At 67.6% G+C, this 17703-nt stretch carries 23 protein-coding genes; 13 read left to right on the top strand and 10 right to left on the bottom strand.

Going from position 1 to position 17703, the window contains the following annotated elements:
* Positions 1–48: 48 nt before the first annotated feature.
* From VGV37_RS05610 to VGV37_RS05585, 6 genes are all read right to left on the bottom strand, one after another.
* A complete protein-coding gene (locus VGV37_RS05610; protein ID WP_326878644.1) occupies positions 49–474 on the bottom strand; it encodes a type II toxin-antitoxin system VapC family toxin in 426 nt (141 codons plus the stop codon).
* Positions 474–731 carry a type II toxin-antitoxin system prevent-host-death family antitoxin gene (locus VGV37_RS05605; RefSeq protein WP_326878643.1) on the bottom strand — a complete coding sequence of 86 codons (258 nt, stop codon included), beginning with the start codon at positions 729–731 and terminating at the stop codon, positions 474–476. The genes VGV37_RS05610 and VGV37_RS05605 overlap by 1 nt, the downstream gene beginning before the upstream one ends.
* A 70-nt stretch (positions 732–801) precedes the next feature.
* Positions 802–1992 (bottom strand): vWA domain-containing protein, encoded by a 1191-nt coding sequence (locus VGV37_RS05600; protein ID WP_326878642.1) that lies wholly within the window; start codon positions 1990–1992, stop codon positions 802–804.
* 74 nt (positions 1993–2066) lie between these two features.
* Positions 2067–2912: a MoxR family ATPase gene (locus VGV37_RS05595; RefSeq protein ID WP_326878641.1), complete on the bottom strand. Its 846-nt coding sequence runs from the start codon at positions 2910–2912 to the stop codon at positions 2067–2069.
* The gene (locus VGV37_RS05590) at positions 2912–4078 is read right to left on the bottom strand and encodes a M20 family metallopeptidase (RefSeq protein ID WP_326878640.1); all 1167 of its coding nucleotides are present in this window, start codon (positions 4076–4078) and stop codon (positions 2912–2914) included. Before VGV37_RS05590 ends, VGV37_RS05595 begins: the two co-directional genes overlap by 1 nt.
* Positions 4079–4155: 77 nt before the next feature.
* Positions 4156–4452, bottom strand: coding sequence for a DUF1330 domain-containing protein (locus tag VGV37_RS05585; protein WP_326878639.1), 297 nt, complete (start codon positions 4450–4452; stop codon positions 4156–4158).
* A gap of 166 nt (positions 4453–4618) precedes the next feature.
* Between VGV37_RS05585 and VGV37_RS05580 the strand changes: the two genes are divergently transcribed.
* The 7 genes from VGV37_RS05580 to VGV37_RS05550 all read left to right on the top strand — a co-directional run bounded on the left by VGV37_RS05580 (position 4619) and on the right by VGV37_RS05550 (position 10693).
* Positions 4619–5035, top strand: a complete 417-nt coding sequence (locus VGV37_RS05580; protein ID WP_326878638.1) for a hypothetical protein — start codon at positions 4619–4621, stop codon at positions 5033–5035.
* A 321-nt stretch (positions 5036–5356) separates the two neighbouring features.
* A complete protein-coding gene (locus VGV37_RS05575) occupies positions 5357–6796 on the top strand; it encodes an amidase (RefSeq protein WP_326878637.1) in 1440 nt (479 codons plus the stop codon).
* Positions 6793–7926, top strand: coding sequence for a DSD1 family PLP-dependent enzyme (locus VGV37_RS05570; RefSeq protein ID WP_326878636.1), 1134 nt, complete (start codon positions 6793–6795; stop codon positions 7924–7926). The genes VGV37_RS05575 and VGV37_RS05570 overlap by 4 nt, the downstream gene beginning before the upstream one ends.
* 171 nt (positions 7927–8097) lie before the next feature.
* Positions 8098–9012, top strand: a complete 915-nt coding sequence (locus tag VGV37_RS05565) for a sulfite exporter TauE/SafE family protein (protein WP_326878635.1) — start codon at positions 8098–8100, stop codon at positions 9010–9012.
* Positions 9009–9755 carry a TIGR02186 family protein gene (locus tag VGV37_RS05560; protein WP_326878634.1) on the top strand — a complete coding sequence of 249 codons (747 nt, stop codon included), beginning with the start codon at positions 9009–9011 and terminating at the stop codon, positions 9753–9755. Before VGV37_RS05565 ends, VGV37_RS05560 begins: the two co-directional genes overlap by 4 nt.
* Before the next feature lie 4 nt (positions 9756–9759).
* The gene (locus tag VGV37_RS05555; protein WP_326878633.1) at positions 9760–10248 is read left to right on the top strand and encodes a universal stress protein; all 489 of its coding nucleotides are present in this window, start codon (positions 9760–9762) and stop codon (positions 10246–10248) included.
* A 4-nt stretch (positions 10249–10252) separates the two neighbouring features.
* Positions 10253–10693 carry a hypothetical protein gene (locus tag VGV37_RS05550; protein ID WP_326878632.1) on the top strand — a complete coding sequence of 147 codons (441 nt, stop codon included), beginning with the start codon at positions 10253–10255 and terminating at the stop codon, positions 10691–10693.
* Here VGV37_RS05550 and VGV37_RS05545 read toward each other — a convergent pair whose 3' ends face one another.
* The gene (locus tag VGV37_RS05545; protein WP_326878631.1) at positions 10694–11575 is read right to left on the bottom strand and encodes a LysR substrate-binding domain-containing protein; all 882 of its coding nucleotides are present in this window, start codon (positions 11573–11575) and stop codon (positions 10694–10696) included.
* Positions 11576–11721: 146 nt separating this feature from the next.
* Between VGV37_RS05545 and VGV37_RS05540 the strand changes: the two genes are divergently transcribed.
* Positions 11722–12594 (top strand): DMT family transporter, encoded by an 873-nt coding sequence (locus tag VGV37_RS05540; protein WP_326878630.1) that lies wholly within the window; start codon positions 11722–11724, stop codon positions 12592–12594.
* Entirely contained in the window at positions 12591–13163 is a 573-nt protein-coding gene (locus tag VGV37_RS05535; RefSeq protein WP_326878629.1) for a GNAT family N-acetyltransferase, read from the top strand. Before VGV37_RS05540 ends, VGV37_RS05535 begins: the two co-directional genes overlap by 4 nt.
* 4 nt (positions 13164–13167) lie before the next feature.
* Here VGV37_RS05535 and VGV37_RS05530 read toward each other — a convergent pair whose 3' ends face one another.
* The 3 genes from VGV37_RS05530 to VGV37_RS05520 form a co-directional block, all read right to left on the bottom strand.
* The gene (locus tag VGV37_RS05530; protein WP_326878628.1) at positions 13168–13455 is read right to left on the bottom strand and encodes a cupin domain-containing protein; all 288 of its coding nucleotides are present in this window, start codon (positions 13453–13455) and stop codon (positions 13168–13170) included.
* Positions 13456–13530: 75 nt separating this feature from the next.
* Positions 13531–14007: an RES family NAD+ phosphorylase gene (locus VGV37_RS05525; RefSeq protein WP_326878627.1), complete on the bottom strand. Its 477-nt coding sequence runs from the start codon at positions 14005–14007 to the stop codon at positions 13531–13533.
* The gene (locus VGV37_RS05520; protein ID WP_326878626.1) at positions 14004–14435 is read right to left on the bottom strand and encodes an antitoxin Xre/MbcA/ParS toxin-binding domain-containing protein; all 432 of its coding nucleotides are present in this window, start codon (positions 14433–14435) and stop codon (positions 14004–14006) included. The genes VGV37_RS05525 and VGV37_RS05520 overlap by 4 nt, the downstream gene beginning before the upstream one ends.
* Before the next feature lie 171 nt (positions 14436–14606).
* On the opposite strand from VGV37_RS05520, the gene VGV37_RS05515 reads away from it, so the two are divergent.
* The 4 genes from VGV37_RS05515 to VGV37_RS05500 all read left to right on the top strand — a co-directional run bounded on the left by VGV37_RS05515 (position 14607) and on the right by VGV37_RS05500 (position 17696).
* Positions 14607–15170, top strand: a complete 564-nt coding sequence (locus VGV37_RS05515) for a NifU family protein (protein WP_326878625.1) — start codon at positions 14607–14609, stop codon at positions 15168–15170.
* 14 nt (positions 15171–15184) lie between these two features.
* Positions 15185–15811, top strand: coding sequence for a glutathione S-transferase family protein (locus VGV37_RS05510; RefSeq protein WP_326878624.1), 627 nt, complete (start codon positions 15185–15187; stop codon positions 15809–15811).
* A gap of 77 nt (positions 15812–15888) precedes the next feature.
* Positions 15889–16479, top strand: coding sequence for a malonic semialdehyde reductase (locus VGV37_RS05505; RefSeq protein WP_326878623.1), 591 nt, complete (start codon positions 15889–15891; stop codon positions 16477–16479).
* Between the two features lie 44 nt (positions 16480–16523).
* Positions 16524–17696 carry an aminotransferase class V-fold PLP-dependent enzyme gene (locus VGV37_RS05500; RefSeq protein WP_326878622.1) on the top strand — a complete coding sequence of 391 codons (1173 nt, stop codon included), beginning with the start codon at positions 16524–16526 and terminating at the stop codon, positions 17694–17696.
* The last annotated feature ends 7 nt before the right edge of the window (positions 17697–17703 follow it).

Here is a 17703-nt window from a genome sequence, read left to right as displayed (position 1 = left end):
CGCCCGGGAGCCGGCAATGGGCGGTCCCGCACCCACGTGGCGTCGCGTCTAGGAGCGCGTGACCCAATCCCAGGGATTGACCGTCGGCACGCCCGTGCCCTCGAAGTCGCGAATGTTCCGCGTGACGACCGTGAGCCGGTGGCTCAAAGCTGTCGCGGCGATCATAGCGTCGTTCATCGGGCGTGGATTGGGCACATGGAGTGCCGCGCACCGCCGGGCGACCGGCAGATCGATCGGCAAAATGCGGCCATCGAAGGCGCGCAGGACGTGCTGGCTGATCCAGGCGGCAAGCACGCGCCCTCGCTCCGGGTCCCGGCGAGCAACCAGCATCGCCCCGGTCTCAAGTTCCATAACCGTCGCCACGGACAGATAAAGATCCACCGGCCTCACCTGGATTGCCCAAGCCGCGACGGCCGGCGCCATGCGCGTCCGGCGGCGCATTTCGGAGATCACGTTCGTATCGAGCAGGTACATCAGTCGAGATCCGGCGGTACCAGCGTTTCCTGCCCCAGGCGTGGCGGTTCGAAGTCGATATCGGCGCTGTCCGGATGATCCAGCAGGTCCAATATGTTGGCGGCCCCTTGATCGGCAAGGCGGCGATAGTCTTCATAGCGAAGGAGAACGAAGGCGGGCGTTCCTCGATCGGTGACGATCACCGGACCGGTCTCCGCAGCGCGCTTCGCGCTGCCGACATCGTGGTTGAACTCGCGGCTGCTGATCGTCGTCGGCATGATCCCTCACATCCAAGACGATACAGTACTACAAGCTTCTTTGTAGGTACAATCATACTTACAACAGCGGTTACCGCATCAGCCGATGCATCGCCCGGTCCAGTCCGTCGATGGTCAACGGAAACATCCGTCCCTCCATCGCCTGCTGGACCAGACCGATGCTCATGGTCGATTTCCAGTAGGCTTCCGGCACCGGGTTGAGCCAGACCGCCCTCGGATAGGCGTCGGTCAGGCGTTTCAGCCAGATCTCGCCCGGCTCCTGATTCCAGTCCGAGATGGCGCCGCCCGGTTGCTTCAGCTCGTACGGGCTCATGCTGGCGTCACCGACGAAGATCAGCTTCCAGCTGGGATCGTACTTGTGGATCAGGTCCATGACCGGCACGGCATGGACGGGCCGGAACGAGGCGTCCCGCCACATCCTGTCGTAGGGACAATTGTGGAAATAGACCTGCTCCAGATGCTTGAACTCGGATTTCACCGCCGAGAACAGCTCCTCGCACAGGCGGACATGGTCGTCCATCGACCCGCCGATATCGAGGCACAGCAGCACCTTCACGGCATTGTGTCGCTCCGGCACCATCTTGAGGTCGAGGTAGCCGGCATTGCGCGCCGTAGCGCCGATCGTGCCCGGCATGTCGAGTTCGCTGGCCGCCCCTTCGCGCGCGAACCGACGCAGGCGGCGGAGTGCGACCTTGATGTTCCGCGTGCCGAGCTCGACGTCGCCGGCCAGGTTCTTGAACTCACGCTTGTCCCAGACCTTGACCGCCCGGCGATGACGGCTGCCGTCCTGGCCGATACGCACGCCTTCGGGATTATAGCCATAGGCGCCGAACGGCGAGGTGCCGGCCGTGCCGATCCATTTCGAGCCGCCCTGATGCCGGCCCTTCTGCTCTTCCAGCCGCTGGCGGAGCGTCTCCATCAGCTTGTCCCAGCCGCCCAGCGCCTGGATCTCGGCCTTTTCCTCTTCGGTCAGGTACTTCTCGGCCAGCTTCTTCAGCCATTCGTCGGGCAGCTCGACGGGTACAGCCGGATCCTCGCCGGCGCCCTCGGCTACCAGACCCTTGAAGCATTGGCCGAACACCTGGTCGAACCGGTCGATGAACCGCTCGTCCTTCACCAGCGCGGCGCGGGCAAGATAGTAGAAATTCTCGATCTCATACTCGGCGAGGCCCGCCTGCATCGCCGCCTGCAACGTCAGGAACTCGCGAAGCGACACCGGCACCCCGGCCGCGCGCAGGCGCAAGAAGAAATCGATGAACATGGCTATGCCGCCGATCTATTCCCCGTCATCCCGCGAAAGGCGGGGATAACGGGATGAATGAGGCACCATCGCCCCTACCTCTGCTGGCGCCGGTTGAGGAAGGCCAGGCGCTCGAACAGATGCACGTCCTGTTCGTTCTTGAGCAGCGCGCCATGGAGCGGCGGGATGAGCCTGGTCGGGTCCTTGTCGCGCAGCACCTCGGGCGCGATATCCTCGGCCATCAGCAGCTTCAGCCAGTCGAGCAGCTCCGAGGTCGAGGGCTTCTTCTTCAGGCCCTGCACGTCGCGCACGTCGTAGAACACGCCGAGCGCCTCGCGCACCAGGTCCTGCTTGATGCCCGGGTAATGGACCGCGACGATCGCCTCCATCGTCTCGCGATCGGGGAAGCGGATATAGTGGAAGAAACAGCGGCGCAGGAACGCGTCCGGCAGCTCTTTCTCGTTGTTCGACGTGATGATGATGATCGGCCGATGCTTGGCCTTTATCGTCTGGCGCGTCTCGTAGACATAGAATTCCATCCGGTCGATCTCGAGCAGCAGATCGTTCGGGAATTCGATGTCGGCCTTGTCGATCTCGTCGATCAGCAGCACCGGGGCCACGTCGGCCTCGAACGCCTCCCACAGCTTGCCCTTGACGATGTAATTGCCGATGTCCTGGACCTTCGCATCGCCCAGCTGGCTGTCGCGCAACCGTGACACGGCATCGTACTCGTAGAGGCCCTGCTGCGCCTTGGTGGTCGATTTGACATGCCAGGAGATGAGCTTGCGCCCGAGCGCGCCCGCCACTTCCTCGGCCAGGATCGTCTTGCCGGTGCCGGGCTCGCCCTTGATCAGCAGCGGTCGGCCGAGCGTGACGGCGGCATTGACCGCGACCTTGAGATCATCGGTCGCGACATAGGATTGGGTGCCGGTGAATTTCATCAGGCGAGGCTTTCCATCAAGCGCATCAGCAGCTGGGTCCTGGGTTCGAGCGAGGAATACAGGAGGTGCTCGTTGCTGGCATGGGCACCGGCACCGCAAACGCCCAGGCCATCCAGCGTCGGCACGCCCATGGCGGCGGTGAAATTGCCGTCGCTGCCGCCGCCGGTCGATACCTCCGGCAGTTCGAAGCCCATGTCGCGGGCGATCGCGGCCGCCTGGTCGTAGAGGGCCGCGACCCCGTCGTCCCGTTCATAGGCCGGCCGGTTGACGCCGCCCACGATCTCGAGCCGGATGTCCGGACCGATCGGCTGCAGCGCATGCACCTTGGCCGCGATCTCCTCGGCGCTGGTGGCGTCCGGGCAGCGGAAATCGACCTCGGCAGAGGCCTTGTCCGGCACGACGTTGGCGAAGCCGGGATTGCCGGCGCTGACCACGCCGACATTGACCGTGATGCCACGCGCATAGTCGGTCAGGTCCTCCAGCACCAGGATCTGGCGCGCCAACTCGCGCATGGCGTTGCGGCCGAGATCATGATTGACGCCGGCATGGGCCGAGACGCCATGGGCCGTGACCACGAAGCGGCCGACCGCCTTGCGCGCGGTGACGACGCAATTCATCAAGCCCTTGTGATTGCGCCCCGGCTCCATGACCAGAGCGTATTTGGCGTGGGCCGCCTGGGCCTCGATCAATTGCCGCGAGGTGCCGCTGCCGACCTCCTCGTCCGAGACGAACAGGAAATGCACCGGCAACCTGGTGCGCCGACCCAGCCGCACCAGATGACGATAGGCGTAATAGGCCAGATAGGCGCCGCCCTTCATGTCGTAGATGCCGGGGCCGAATACCTTGTCGCCCTCGCGCGTCACCGGCCGGCGCCCGAGCGTGCCGTGCTGCCAGACCGTGTCCATGTGGCAGACGACCAGGATGCCCTTCTCGCTTGGGTTCCCCCAGGGCGCCCGGAACAGCAGATGGTCGCCGAACCCGTCCCGGCCAGGTACGCGGGTGACCTCGGCTCCCGCTTCGGCGAACTGCCGTTCGATCAGGCGGGACAGCCCGTCGACCGCGGCACCGTCGGTCGACGGGGTCTCGATCTCGACCCATTCGGTGATGCCATCGAGGATTTCCGCGGCGTCGATCCGCGGCTGATTGCTGAGATGCTGCCCGTCCATGCGACCTTGCCGGTTCCGTTGCTGACGCAAAGATCGGAGCTTACGGGGTTTCCGGCGAGGAGGCCATGGGGCGCGCTTCAGGTCGGCACCACGCCCTCGACGAACATGAGCCGCCGGGACAGGCCTGCGTCGCGGAACGCCAGGGCTGCGGCATATTCCGGCGAGGCGTACCATTGCCGCAGCAGCAGCATGTCGGGAAATTCGACGATGACCACCGACGCGGGCGGCGGACCGCCCTCGGCCGCCTCGAGGGCGCCGCCGCGGACCAGGTAGCGTCCGCCATATTGCGCGATGCTGGCCGCCGCGAGCGTGCGATAGCGCTCGAACGCCGCAGGGTCGCGGACTTCGAGTTCGGAGACGACATAGGCGGACATCGGGTGCTCCACAGGAGTGAACGACCGGGAGAGAATGGGGATGGGCAACCGGCGCCGACAAGGGGATGCTGCCGGGGTGCAAGGCATAATATCAGCGATCGGCAAGTCTGCTTGACGGGGCCGCGCCGGCACCCATGTTCGGTAGGGACGCCTTGGAGAGGATGCCATGATCTCTCATGCGAAAATCGTGCGGTCCGGTTTCGCGGCCCTGGCGCTGCTGACCCTGGTCGCGACCGCCGCGGCCGCTCAATCCGAGCCGGCCGCGCCCAAGCCCGCGCGGCACTGCTTCAGCCTCAGCCAATGGCGCGGCGGCTGGCGCTCGCCCAGCCCGGACGTCATCTACCTGAACGTCGACATGAACCAGATCTGGCGCATCGACCTCAGCGCCGGCTCGCATCAGTTGCAATGGCCCGACCGGCATCTGGTCTCGATCGTGCGCGGCGGCGATACCATCTGCTCACCGATCGACCTCGACCTGAGCGTGGCCGACGACCACGGCTTCCGCGAGCCGCTGATCGCCAAGGCCATTACGAAACTGACCCCCGAACAGGTCGCCGCCCTGCCGGCAAAGGATCGGCCGTAGGCTCATCGCCGCTCATGTCCGGACTTGGCCCCACGGCTATCCGTTTAATTTTTGCCGTCATTCCCGCGCAGGATGGGAACCCAGCGAGAGCCGCGTCTGCGGCGACACGAGTGCTTCTGTTTCCCCGTGCCGTGCGTAGCGCCGCATCCCCGCGTTCGCGGGGATGACGGAAAAACATGAGGTGCCGGATCCTCTCGGATGGTGTCCCGCAGGGTTCCACCAGCATCGAAGAACGAGAGTCTGGACCGAGCATTCCCCTCTTGCGCTTCGGCGGATCCCCTCCGATCCTTGCAGTCGCATTCGAACGGGGAGCCCGCCTTCATGACCAGTCTCAGCGACCGCAGCGCCGTCGACCTTCGGCGGTTGATCGGCACCAAGGAGATTTCGCCGGTCGAGCTTCTGGACGATTGCCTGGCGCGGATCGAGGCGGTGAACCCCGCCATCAACGCGGTCGTGGCGCTCGATGTCGAGGGCGCACGGACCGCGGCGCGCGAGGCCGAGCGGCAGGTGCTGCGCGGCGAGGCGCTGGGCCCGCTGCACGGTCTGCCGATCGGCATCAAGGACCTGAGCGAGACCAAGGGGTTGCGTACGACCTGGGGCTCGTTGATCTACAAGGACCACATCCCGAATCGTGACGAGAGCACGGCCGCGGCCGTGCGCGCGGCCGGCGGCATCATCTTCGCCAAGACCAACACGCCGGAATTCGGCGCCGGCGCCAACACCCGCAACGGCGTCTATGGCGCGACGGGCAATCCGTTCGCGCCCGATCGCACCCCCGCCGGTTCGTCGGGCGGCTCGGCCGCGGCCCTCGCCGCCGGCATGATGCCGCTCGCCACCGGCTCCGACATGGGCGGCAGCCTGCGCACGCCCGCCGCCTATTGCGGCATCGTGGGTTTTCGCCCGACCCCCGGGCTAATTCCGTCGGACAAGCGGCTGCTGGGCTATTCGCCCCTGTCGGTCGACGGGCCGATGGGCCGCAGCGTCGCCGACGCGGCGCTGCTGCTGTCCGCGCTGGCCCGCGAGGATTCCGTCGATCCCCTGTCCTGGCCGGTCGATCCCAAGAGTTTTTTCCCGCTGCCCGAGATCGATCTGGCCCGACTCAAGATCGCCGTGTCGGAAGACCTGGGCTTCGCGCCGGTCGACGACGAAATCCGCGCGGTCTTTACCGAGCGCTGCGGCCTGTTCGCCGACCTGTTCCAAAGCTCGGTCGAGCGGGATCCGGAATTGGGCGATGCGCATCGGACCTTCGCCGTGCTGCGCGCCGAGAGTTTCGAGGCCGGCCAGCGCACGCTTGCCGAGCGGCACAGGGACCTGCTGCAGCCGCCGGTGCGCGCCAACCTGGACCAGGCACAGAGCTTCACGCTCGCCGACCATGCCAAGGCCCATGCCGAGCAGACCAAGCTCTATCGACGCTTCCAGTATCTGTTCGAGGATATCGACCTGCTGATCTGCCCGACCGCGGCGGTCAGCCCGTTCCCCCATGCCGAGTGGCACCCGACCGCGATCAACGGCGAACCGCTCGAGCATTATTTCCAGTGGATCGCGCTCACCTACGGCCTGACCCTGACCGGGCATCCGGTCGTGGCGCTGCCCTGCGGCATCGATCACAAAGGCCTGCCGTTCGGCATCCAGATCGTGGGCAAGCGGCGCGGCGACGCGCAGGTGCTGGCCGCGGCCCTCGCCATCGAGCGCGCGTTCGCGACCCGGCCGAAGCTGGCGAGACCAGTGCCGGATCTGGCGGCGTTGGGGCTGCGGTCATGAGCCATCCGAACGAAGTGCTGATCGGCGTGCCCGGCGGCCGGGCGCGCCTGGACACGCCGGCGCTGCTGATCGAACGGTCGGCGCTGGAGCGCAACATCGCCCGCATGGCCGAGTTCGCCGCTACCCGCCGGATCGGCCTGCGCCCGCACAGCAAGACCCACAAATCCGTCGAGGTCGCCAGGCGGCAGGTCGCGGCCGGCGCGCTCGGCGTCTGTTGCGTGACCTTGGGCGAGGCCGAGCTCATGGTGGCGGGCGGCATCCCCGGCGTGCTGATCACCTCGCCGGCGGTGACCGAGAGCAAGATCGCGCGCCTGATCGCGCTCGCCACCAAGGCCGGCCCCGGCGGCGTGATGGTGGTCATCGACAATCCGCAGAACCTGGCCGCCCTCGACGCCGCCGCGGCCGCGCTCGACCATCCACTCGATGTGCTGGTCGATTATGGCGCGAACTACAACCGCACCGGTGCGGCAAGCCATGTCGAACTGCTGGGCCTGGCGCTGCTGGCCGGCGATGCACCCCATCTCCGCCTGCGCGGCATGCAGGCCTATGCCGGCAACCTGCAGCATATTCCCGAGCGCGTCAGGCGCGCCGCCGCCGCGACCGAGCTGCGCGCGACCCTCGCCCATCTGGTCGAGGCCGCCCACGGCCAGGGCACGCCGTTCGACATCGTCACCGGCGCCGGCACCGGCACCCACGACATGGACCCCGACGGCGACGTGTTCACCGAGTTGCAGGCCGGGTCCTACGTGTTCATGGACGTGGATTACCGGGACGCGCTGGCCGACGGACGGAACGGCCCGCCTTTCGAGGTGGCGCTGCTGGTGCAGACCGCCGTGGTCAGCGTCAACGGGCCGGACTGGGTCACGACCGACGGCGGCATCAAGTGCTTTGCGACCGACGGCCCGCTGCCCGAAGTCGCGTCCGGCATCGATCCGTCGAGCCGTTACCAGCTGTTCGGCGACGAGCATGGCAAGCTGTTCCCGGTCGGGCCGCGCCCCGGCCTCGGCGCCCGCATCGAACTGGTGACGCCCCATTGCGACCCGACGGTCAACCTGCATGACGTGTTCCATGTCATGGAGGGCGACACCCTGGTCGCGATCTGGCCGGTGGATGGCCGGGGAAAGCGATAGGACGGCAGCGGGCGGGCGTCGGCACGGCCTGTGACTTTTTTGCCGTGACCGGGCCGCATCTCCCCCGCCGCGGCAAGCCCGTGCTTTTGCCCTGGAGAATCGCGGCGTAAGCTCTTGGATCGGTTCGTTTTCGGACGCGCCGCCCCATTCCCTATTGTCCGTCCCCACGCCATGGACGTCTATCTCCCGATCGCCGCGGTCACCCAGGACGTCTTCGTCCTGCTGGCGCTCGGGCTGTGCGTGGGGTTCCTGTCGGGCATGTTCGGCGTCGGCGGCGGCTTTCTGCTGACCCCGCTGCTGATCTTCATCGGCGTGCCCCAGCCGGTCGCCGTCGCGTCCTCGGCCAACCAGCTGGTTGGCGCCTCGCTGTCGGGCGTGCTGACCCATTGGCGGCGCGGCAACGTCGATTTCAAGATGGGCGCGGTGCTGAGTACCGGCGGCTTCGTGGGATCCGCCGCGGGCGTGGCCCTGTTCACCCTGTTGCGCCGGCTGGGCCAGATCGACCTGGTGATCAGCCTCAGCTACGTGCTGCTGCTGGGCACGCTCGGCACGCTGATGATGATCGAGAGCGTCGGCGCCATCGTGCGGGCGCGCCAGCCCAACGCCCGGCGGCGCCGGCTGCACCAGCACACCTGGTTCCACGGCTTGCCGTTCAAGGTCCGCTTCCGCCGCTCCAAGCTGTACATCAGCGCGCTGCTGCCGCTGGGCCTGGGCTTCGGCATCGGCGTGCTGTCGGCGATCCTCGGCATCGGCGGCGGCTTTCTGATCGTGCCGGCGATGATCTATGTGCTGGGCATGCCGACCAGCGTCGTGCCCGGCACCTCGCTGTTCCAGACCGTGTTCATCGCGGCGAGCGTCACCGTGCTGCAGGCGCTGACCAACCAGACGGTCGACGGCGTGCTGGCACTGATCATGCTGGTCGGCGGCGTGATCGGCGTGCAATACGGCGCGCGCTACGGTGCCAAGCTGCGCGGCGAATATCTGCGCGTGCTGCTGGCGCTGCTGATCCTGGCGGTCGGCGCCAAGCTGCTGGTCGACCTGACCGTGCCGCCGGACTCGCTGTTCTCCGTCGTGGTGCGGGAATGACCCGCCGCGTGCTGCCGGCCCTGTTCGCCGCCCTGCTGCTGGCGGCATTGCCCACCGCCGCGCGGGCGCAGCAGCTGGTCGCGGACCTGACCAGCCATCTGGTCGCGATCACCACGGGCTTCACCGGTGCCTCGGTCGTGCTGTTCGGCGCGGTCGACGGCGGCGGCGACATCGTCGTGGTCGTGCGCGGGCCGGAACACGAGACCGTCGTGCGCCGCAAGAGCCGGGTCGCCGGCATCTGGCTCAACACCCGCAGCGTCGCCTTCGCGAACGTGCCCAGCTATTACGCCGTACTGGCGAACAAGCCGGTCGAGGACATCGTGCCGGCGAACCTGCGCCAACTGCACGAGATCGGCTTCGACAATCTGAAGCTCAACCCGGCCGAGAAGGCCAAGCCCGGCGATGTCGTCTCGTTCCGTGCGGCGCTGATCGAGGAACAGCAGCGCAGCGGCCTCTATAACAAGCAGCCGGGGCAAGTCAATTTCCTGGGCGACCGGCTGTTCCGGGCCAGCCTGGACTTTCCGGCGACGGTGCAGACCGGCACTTACCTGGTCCAGGTTTTCCTGGTGCGCAAAGGCGATATCGTGGCGGCGCAGACCACGCCCCTGATCATTTCGCAGACCGGCCTCGAGGCCGACATCAACGATTTCGCCCAGAACCGCTCGCTGCTCTACGGGCTCGTTGCGGTCGCCATGGCGGCGATGGCAGGATGGAGCGCCACTTTCCTGTTCCGGAACGCCTGAGCCGATGGTCGACCCTGCTCCCCTCGAAGCGCACGAACGCGTCTTCCTCGTGGTCGTCGACGACAGCCCCGAGTTGCGCGTGTCCCTGCGCTATGCCGCCCTTCGCGCCCGCCGGACCGGCGGCCGGGTGGCATTGCTCCATGTCATGGAGCCGCCGGACCGCCAGCATTGGATGGCGCTGGAAAGCCTGATGCGCGAAGAAAAGCGCGAAGAGGCCGAGGAACTGGTCGGCCGTCACGCGGACATTGTGGCGGGACTGACCGGCGCCATGCCGGTGATCCATATCCGCGAGGGCCTGGTCCACGACGAGTTGCTGGCGCTGATCGACGAGGATCCGACCATCTCGATCCTGGTGCTCGCCGCCGCGGTCAGCGATACCGGCCCCGGCCCCTTGATCGCGGCCCTGTCGACCAAGCTGATCGGCCGGCTGCGCGTACCGCTGACCATCGTTCCCGGCAGCCTCACCGACGCCCAGATCGACGTCCTGACCTAGCGCCATGGCCCGATACCGGCCTCTGACGACGGCGATTGCCGGCGGGCTGGTCGCCGGTGTGATCGACATCGGCGCGGCGGCGCTGATCAATCGGCTCGATCCCGTCATCATCCTGCGCGCCATCGCCTCGGGCGTGCTCGGCAAGCCGGCGTTCAGCGGCGGACTGCCGTCGGCACTGCTCGGTCTCGTCCTGCAATGCCTGATGTCGATCGTGATCGCGCTGCTGTATCTGGGCACGGTGTCGCGCCTGCCGGTGCTGCGGCGTCGCTGGGTCCTGGGCGGCCTCGCCGCCGGCACGGTGATCTTTCTGGTGATGACCTACGCCGTCGTACCGCTGTCGCGTGCCTGGCCGCCGCCCCATTTCACACCCCTCACCTTCGCGCTCAATCTGGCGGCGATGCTGCTGTTCGGCCTGATCGTCGCCGGCTTCACCCGGCGCCGCTAGCTACGGCATCGGCCCGGCACTTTCCTGCAACAGCCATTGGGCGAAGGCTGTAAGCGGCGGGGTACGCTCGCCATGGACCAGATACCAGGCGGTGCCGGGCCGCCAGGCCGGGCGGTCGTCGAGCAGCACCAGCTTGCCCTCGCGCAGTGCCGACTCGACCAGGTGGCGGTCGACCAGCGCCACGCCGATACCGTTGAGCGCCGCCTGGATGACCAGCCCGTCGTCGGCCAGGGTCAATCGCCGACGCGGTGCGAGCGGCCGGTCATGGGCGGCGGACCAGGCGGCCCAGAGTGCCGGCGTCGTTTCGGCCTGGAGCAGGGTCGCGCCGTCGGCCGGCCCGGCCTGCGGATCGGTCGCAGCGGCATGGGCCGGGCTCGCGACCGGCACCAGAGCCTCGTTGAACAGATAGACGCAAGCCGGCTCGCGCCAGCCGGCGCGGCCCTGACGGATCGCGGCGTCGGCCCCGTCCAGGCCCGGGTCGGCCCGGCGGCTGGCATTCAGGATCGCCAGCTCGATCTCGGGATGGGCCGCCTCGAACCGGGCGAGCCGTGGCAGCAGCCAGCAGGTCGCGAAGCTGGCCGGCACGGCGCAGGCAAGGCGGATGCGATGGGTCGGCGGCACCAGCCGCCGGGTCGCTGTCTCGATCGCATCGAACGCGGCCTTCAATGCCGGGGCGTAGTCGCGGCCGGCCGGGGTCAGCACCAGCGCCTGGGGCCGGCGCTCGAACAGGGCTAGACCGAGCCGCGCCTCGAGTGCCTTGACCTGCTGGCTGACGGCGCCGGCGGTCACGCCCAGTTCGTCGGCCGCCGCGACGAAGCTCTGGCATCGCGCCGTAGCCTCGAAGGCGCGCAGGCCACCCAGCGACGGCAGGTGCCGGCTCATCTAGCCTTAGCCAATCTATTGCTCGAACCGGGAGAAATCATGATTTGCGCGCTGCAACATTCCGCGTAATCCTGGGAAACATGGATATATCGACAACCCCGAGCATTACCCGAACTGAGGCTTCCGTCAAACGAACCGGGCGAGGGGTGTCGATTTCGGCGATCGGCGGCTTTGTGCTGCTGTGCCTGGCCTGGGGATCGACCTGGTTGCCGTTGAAGCATGGCGTCGCCCATCTGCCACCCCTGCTGTTCGTTGGCAGCCGCTTTCTGGCCGGCGGGGCGGTGCTCTGGCTCGCGAGCGGCCGGACGCGGGTGCCGGCGCCGGGGCTGCTGTGGCCCGGCGCCGTGCTGATGATCGCCGCCAACTATGGGCTGATGGCCTGGGGCGCCGGCCGGGTCCCGTCGGGCCTGGCGGCGACGGTCAATTTCGCGACCGTGCCGCTCGCCGTCCTGCTGTTCGCCGGACGCCCGCCAAGCCTCGGCCAGATGGCAGCGCTGGCACTCGGCGTCGCCGGCCTGGGTTTGCTGGCCTGGACCTCGGGCCGGGACCTCGGCGGCGGCGCGCCGGCCGGCCTGGGTGCCATCGCGCTGGGCGCCGTCTGCTACGGCATCGGCACCTTGCGGATGAAGGCGATCGCGACGAACCGGTCGCCGATCAGCCTCGCCGCCTGGCACAGCCTGGTCGGCGGTGCGCTGCTGCTTGCACTGTCGGCGTCGGTCGAACCGTGGACCGCGGCGGTCTGGGCGGACTTCACCGCACCCATGGCGCTCGCGAACTGGGCGGTCCTGGTCGTGCTCAGCACGGTCGTCGGCTTCAGCCTGTATCTGGCGCTGCTGCGCCGCTGGTCCGCCTCGGCGGTCGCCAGCTACGCCTATGTTTGCCCGGTCGTGGCGCTGACGCTCGGCATGCTCGTCGACGGCGAGCAGCCGAGCCCGGGCGAAATGGCCGCCAGCCTGACCTTGATCGCGGCCGCTGCCCTCACCCTCATTCCCCGACCCAGTTCCCAGGAGATGCCATGACCGAGATCATCTTGCGCGACGCCGAGGTCGCCGACATGCCGGCGATCGCCGCGATCTATGCGCATCACGTACAGACCGGCTACGGCAGTTTCGAGGAGATCCCGCCGTCGGTCGAGGAGATGGTCCGGCGCTTCGACAACATCCGGGCCCGCGGTCTGCCGTGGCGCCTGGCCGAACTCGACGGGCGGATCGTGGGCTACTGCTACGTCAGCCCCTATCAGGCGCGCTCGGCCTATCGGTTCACCGTGCAGGACTCGATCTATATCGACGAGCGCTTCCTCAACCGCGGCATCGGATCGGCGCTGCTGGGCAGCATCATCGAGATCTGTACGGCGCTGGGCTATCGCCAGATGATGGCCGGCGTCGGCGACAGCGGCAACGAGGGCTCGCTGCGCCTGCACACGCGCATGGGGTTCCGCACCGTCGGCCACGCGGTCGGCGTCGGCATCAAGTTCGGCCGCTGGCTGGACCTCGTGCTGCTGCAGCGGCCGCTGGGCCAGGACCGCACCGATCTGCCCGCTGGCGCACCGACCGGCTACCTGCCGCCGGCCGACCAGATGGGCCCTTAGGCGATCAGGACTCGGGACAGGGGTGCCGGCGCCCGACCAGATAGCGTACGCCGGCGTGACCGATCTTCTCCGCATGCGCGCAGCCGGCAGCCATGGTGAAGACGTCGCCCGGCCCGTAGGCCGTCTCGGTGCCCTCGATCGTCAAGGCGATCTCGCCATCGATCACCAGGGCGCAGACGTCGAACGGATGGTCGTGTTCGGCCATGGTCATGCCCGGCTCGAGCGCCTTGACGTCGCCTTCGATGAATCCTTCCCGTCGCAGGCGTTGCTGGAATGCCGTCATTTCCGTCATGGAGTCCTCCCGTCGTCGTTTCTTTGAAGACAGGATGCGACCGAAGCCGGGCGAAATCAATTCACGCCTGAGCGATCAATACAGCCGTGCGTCCCACCAGACCGGCTGGTGCAGCGAAGTGGCGATCGACGGAAATTCCGGATGATCCGGATTGATCAGGATATTGCGCTCGACGCGGGCGACGACGCTGGGCACGATCAGCAGCAGCGACCGCCGCTGGATCCGCCAGGCTTCGCCGTGGGCTTTCGACGCCCGGCCGATTTCGTCGGCCCAATCCGGCAGATGGGCTTCGCTCAGAAGCTCGTACGAAACGCCGTTCGGGATGGTGATCGTAATGAAGTGCTGGTTCGGCGGCAGGCTGCCGCTGCCGTGCACCAGTTTTTCCAGCATCGCGGTCGAATAATGCTCGCTGGTATAGATCATCGGGCTGGCCGGCGTGTTCCAGCGCCCGGGGAACAGCTTCGACCCGGTGGCGTCGAAGATCGGATAAGCACCGTCCGGGTCGCCGATCCGGTAGCAGCTCAGGACGCGGTCGAGGCGTTGCGCCGTCAAACCGCGGAGCCATATTGCAGCCCACCCAAAATATCGCGCACGATGCGGGCGCCGACCTCGGCCTGGAGTACGACATCGATCGGCAACCGGCCGTGCAGCATGGCATGGGGTCGGAACAGAAACGCCCGGGCCGCCCCCGCCTCCTTCCAGACGTCGAGCGCCGCTCCCCAGACGTCGGCCAAGCGGACCAGCCGCGCGCTTTCCTCGGACGAAAGCCGGGTATCGCGCTGCTTCAACCGACGGGCCAGGGTGGTCTTCGACACGATCCGGTAGCGGAAACCGCTGTCGTCGGGCGCCAGGGTCCGCGCCACCCGATCGAGCGCCGCTACGGACAGCCCCTCGGTCACCTCGTCCAGGAACGACATCGGCGTTTGCGGATGCGCCGTCCCGAAGCCGAGCATGGCCGCGGTCTCCTGATTCTGCCACATCGCTCGCCTCCAGATCCATCTGGTCCTGAAAATAGAACCATGTGGACAAGAAAACAAGCGGGCCGACATTTCTGTCCGGCAAGCGCCCTTACCGCCAAAAGGGTTGACTTGCGCCGCGATCGTCCCAACGTGCAGGCCTGACCTTTTCACCTTCTGACCGACCGGAACACCATGTTCATCCAGACCGAGCAGACCCCGAATCCCGCAACGCTCAAGTTCTTGCCCGGTCGCACCGTGCTGGAGAGCGGGACGGCGAATTTCTCCGATGCCGCTGCGGCCGAGCGGTCGCCGCTCGCGACCAAGCTGTTCGGCCTCGACGGTGTCGACGGCGTGTTCCTGGGCTACGACTTCGTCACGGTTACCAAGTCGAACGACCATGACTGGTACGCGCTCAAGCCCTCGATCCTGGGCGCGATCATGGAGGCGTTCACCACCGGTCAGCCGATCATGACGCCGGACACGACCGCCGGCAGCAACACGCCCGCCTCGACCGCGGCCGAGGGCGACAGCGACCTGGTCGTACAGATCAAGGAACTGATCGACACGCGCGTCCGACCGGCCGTCGCCCAGGACGGGGGCGACATCGTGTTCCATCGCTTCGACGAGGGCGTGGTCTATCTCGAGATGCACGGCTCCTGCTCGGGCTGCCCCAGCTCGACCGCGACCTTGAAGTCCGGCATCGAGAACATGCTGCGCCACTATATTCCGGAAGTGCAGGAAGTCCGCGCGATCTGACGGCGCCGATGGGCATGTTCCGGCTGATCGGCAACCCAGGCACCGGCTCCGCCATCGTCGAGGCGGCGCTGGCCCTGTCGGGACTGCCGTACGAGACCGAGATGCTGGACCTGTGGCAGCCGGGTCCCGAGCGGGACCGGCTGTTCCAGCTCAATCCGTTGGGCCAGGTCCCGGTGTTGATCCTGCCCGACGGCAGCGTGATGACCGAGAGCGCCGCCATGGTGCTGCACATCATCGACCTGGCACCCGATGCCGGACTGGCCCCAAAGCCGGGGAGCGCGACCCGCCCCGCCTTCCTGCGCTGGCTGATCTTCCTGGTCGCCTCGATCTATCCGACCTTCACCTATGGCGACGATCCCAGCCGCTACGTCAACGAGCAGGAAGGGCGCGACGAGCTGCGCGCCGTGACCGATGCCGAGCGGCAGCGCGCCTGGCGTCAGATCGAGACCAGCATCGCCGGCCCCTGGATGTTGGGCAGCGAGCGCTCGGCCCTCGACCTCTACGTCTGGGCCATGGTCAATTGGCGGCCGCGCCGCGACTGGTTCCGCAGCTATTGCCCGCGCCTGGCCCAGATCGCCGACGCGGTCGACGCCGAGCCGCGCCTGGCGGCCGTCAAGGCGGAAAACTGGCCGGCCGCATAACGGTTTAGTGCTTTCCGTCCGGCCGCCCCCCGTGATACGGGCAGAGGGCCATTTTACCGCCGTTCCAGGAGCCCTCCATGTCCACCGCGATCGACGAGCGCAGCCTCGACACCCTGTTCCGCACCGCCCGCACCCACAATGGCTGGCAGGACAAGCCGGTGCCGGAGAGCCTGGTGCGCCAGGTGTTCGACCTGGCCAAGATGGGCCCGACCAGCGCCAACTGCAGCCCGATGCGCGTCGTGTTCGTGACCACCGCCGCAGGCAAGGAGCGCCTGAAGCCCGCCCTGTCGGCCGGCAATCTGGACAAGACCATGGCGGCGCCGGTCACCGCGATCATCGCCCAGGACACGCAGTTCTACGAGCATCTGCCCAAGCTGTTCCCCCATGCGGACGCCAAGTCCTGGTTCACCGGCAACGACGCCATGATCCAGGCCACCATGGTCCGCAACTCGACGCTGCAGGGCGCCTACCTGATGATCGCCGCCCGCGCGCTTGGGCTGGATTGCGGACCGATGTCTGGCTTCGACCTCAAGAAGGTCGATGCCGAGTTCTTCCCGGACGGCCGGTTCCAGACGAATTTCCTGTGCAACCTCGGCTATGGCGATCCGGCCAAGCTGTTCGGACGCAGCCCGCGCTTCGATTTCGACGACGTCTGTTCCTTCGCCTGAACCAGGGGGCCGCGCACCGGGCGACCGGCGTGGGCTGATTTGCGATGATCGATCTCGCGCGCATTCGCGCCGACACGCCCGCGACGGCCCGCCGGGCCTATCTGCACAATGCCGGCGCGGCGCTGATGCCGATCCCGGTGGTCGATGCCTTGAAGCGGCACATCGATCTCGAGGCGGAAATTGGCGGCTATGCCGCCGCCGCGCAGGAACATGACGCGCTGGAGGCGGTCTATGGCTCGGTCGCCCGGCTGCTCAACGCCGACCCGGTGGAAATCGCGCTGACCGAAAACGCCACGGTCGCCTGGCAGATGGCGTTCTACGCCCTGCCCTTCGCGCCGGGCGACCGGATCCTGACGGCGGAGGCGGAATACGCGGCCAACTACGTGGCGTATCTGCAGGTGGCAAAGCGCACCGGCGCCGTAATCGACGTGGTGCCGAGCGACGCGGACGGCGCGCTCGACGTGGCGGCGCTGGAACGGATGATCGACGATCGGGCGAAGCTGATCGCGATCACCTGGGTTCCGACCAACGGTGGCCTGACCAATCCGGCCGCGGCGGTCGGCAGGGTCGCACGCGCCCACGGCATCCCCTACCTGCTCGACGCCTGCCAGGCGGTCGGACAGATGCCGGTCGATGTCGAGGCGGTCGGCTGCGACATGCTGGCCGCGACCGGGCGCAAGTTCCTGCGCGGGCCGCGCGGCACCGGCTTTCTCTATGTGCGTCGCGGTCTGCTCGAAACGCTCGAGCCGCCGATGATCGATCATTTCGCGGCACCCTGGGTCGCGCCCGACCGCTACGAACTGCGGCCGGACGCGCGGCGCTTCGAGAATTGGGAGAACAACTACGCCGCGCGCGCCGGCCTGGGCGTCGCCGTCGAGTATGCGCTCGCCTTGGGCCTCGAGGCCATCGAGGCGCGCTGCCGGTTGCTCGCTGACAGGCTACGCGGCGGGCTCGCCGACATTCGCGGCGTGACGCTCCGCGACCTCGGCCGCAATCCGTCGGCGATCGTCAGCTTCACGATCGAGGGCCACGAGGCCTCGGCCGTGGTCGCGGCGGCGGCGCGAGCCGGCGTCACGATCGGCGCATCGCAGCCGTCGAGCACGCTACTCGACGCCCAAGCCAGGTCTCTGCCAACGCTCGTCCGCGCCTCGCCGCATTACTACAACAGCGAGGCCGAGATCGACCAGCTTGTCGCGGTCTGCGCCGAATTGAAATAGGCCGGCG

It is taken from the genome of Aliidongia sp. (assembly GCF_035943795.1).
In the GTDB taxonomy this organism is placed as follows: domain Bacteria; phylum Pseudomonadota; class Alphaproteobacteria; order ATCC43930; family CGMCC-115725; genus Aliidongia.
Note: the sequence above shows the minus strand (reverse complement) of the source record. Positions and strands in the feature narration are given on the sequence as shown.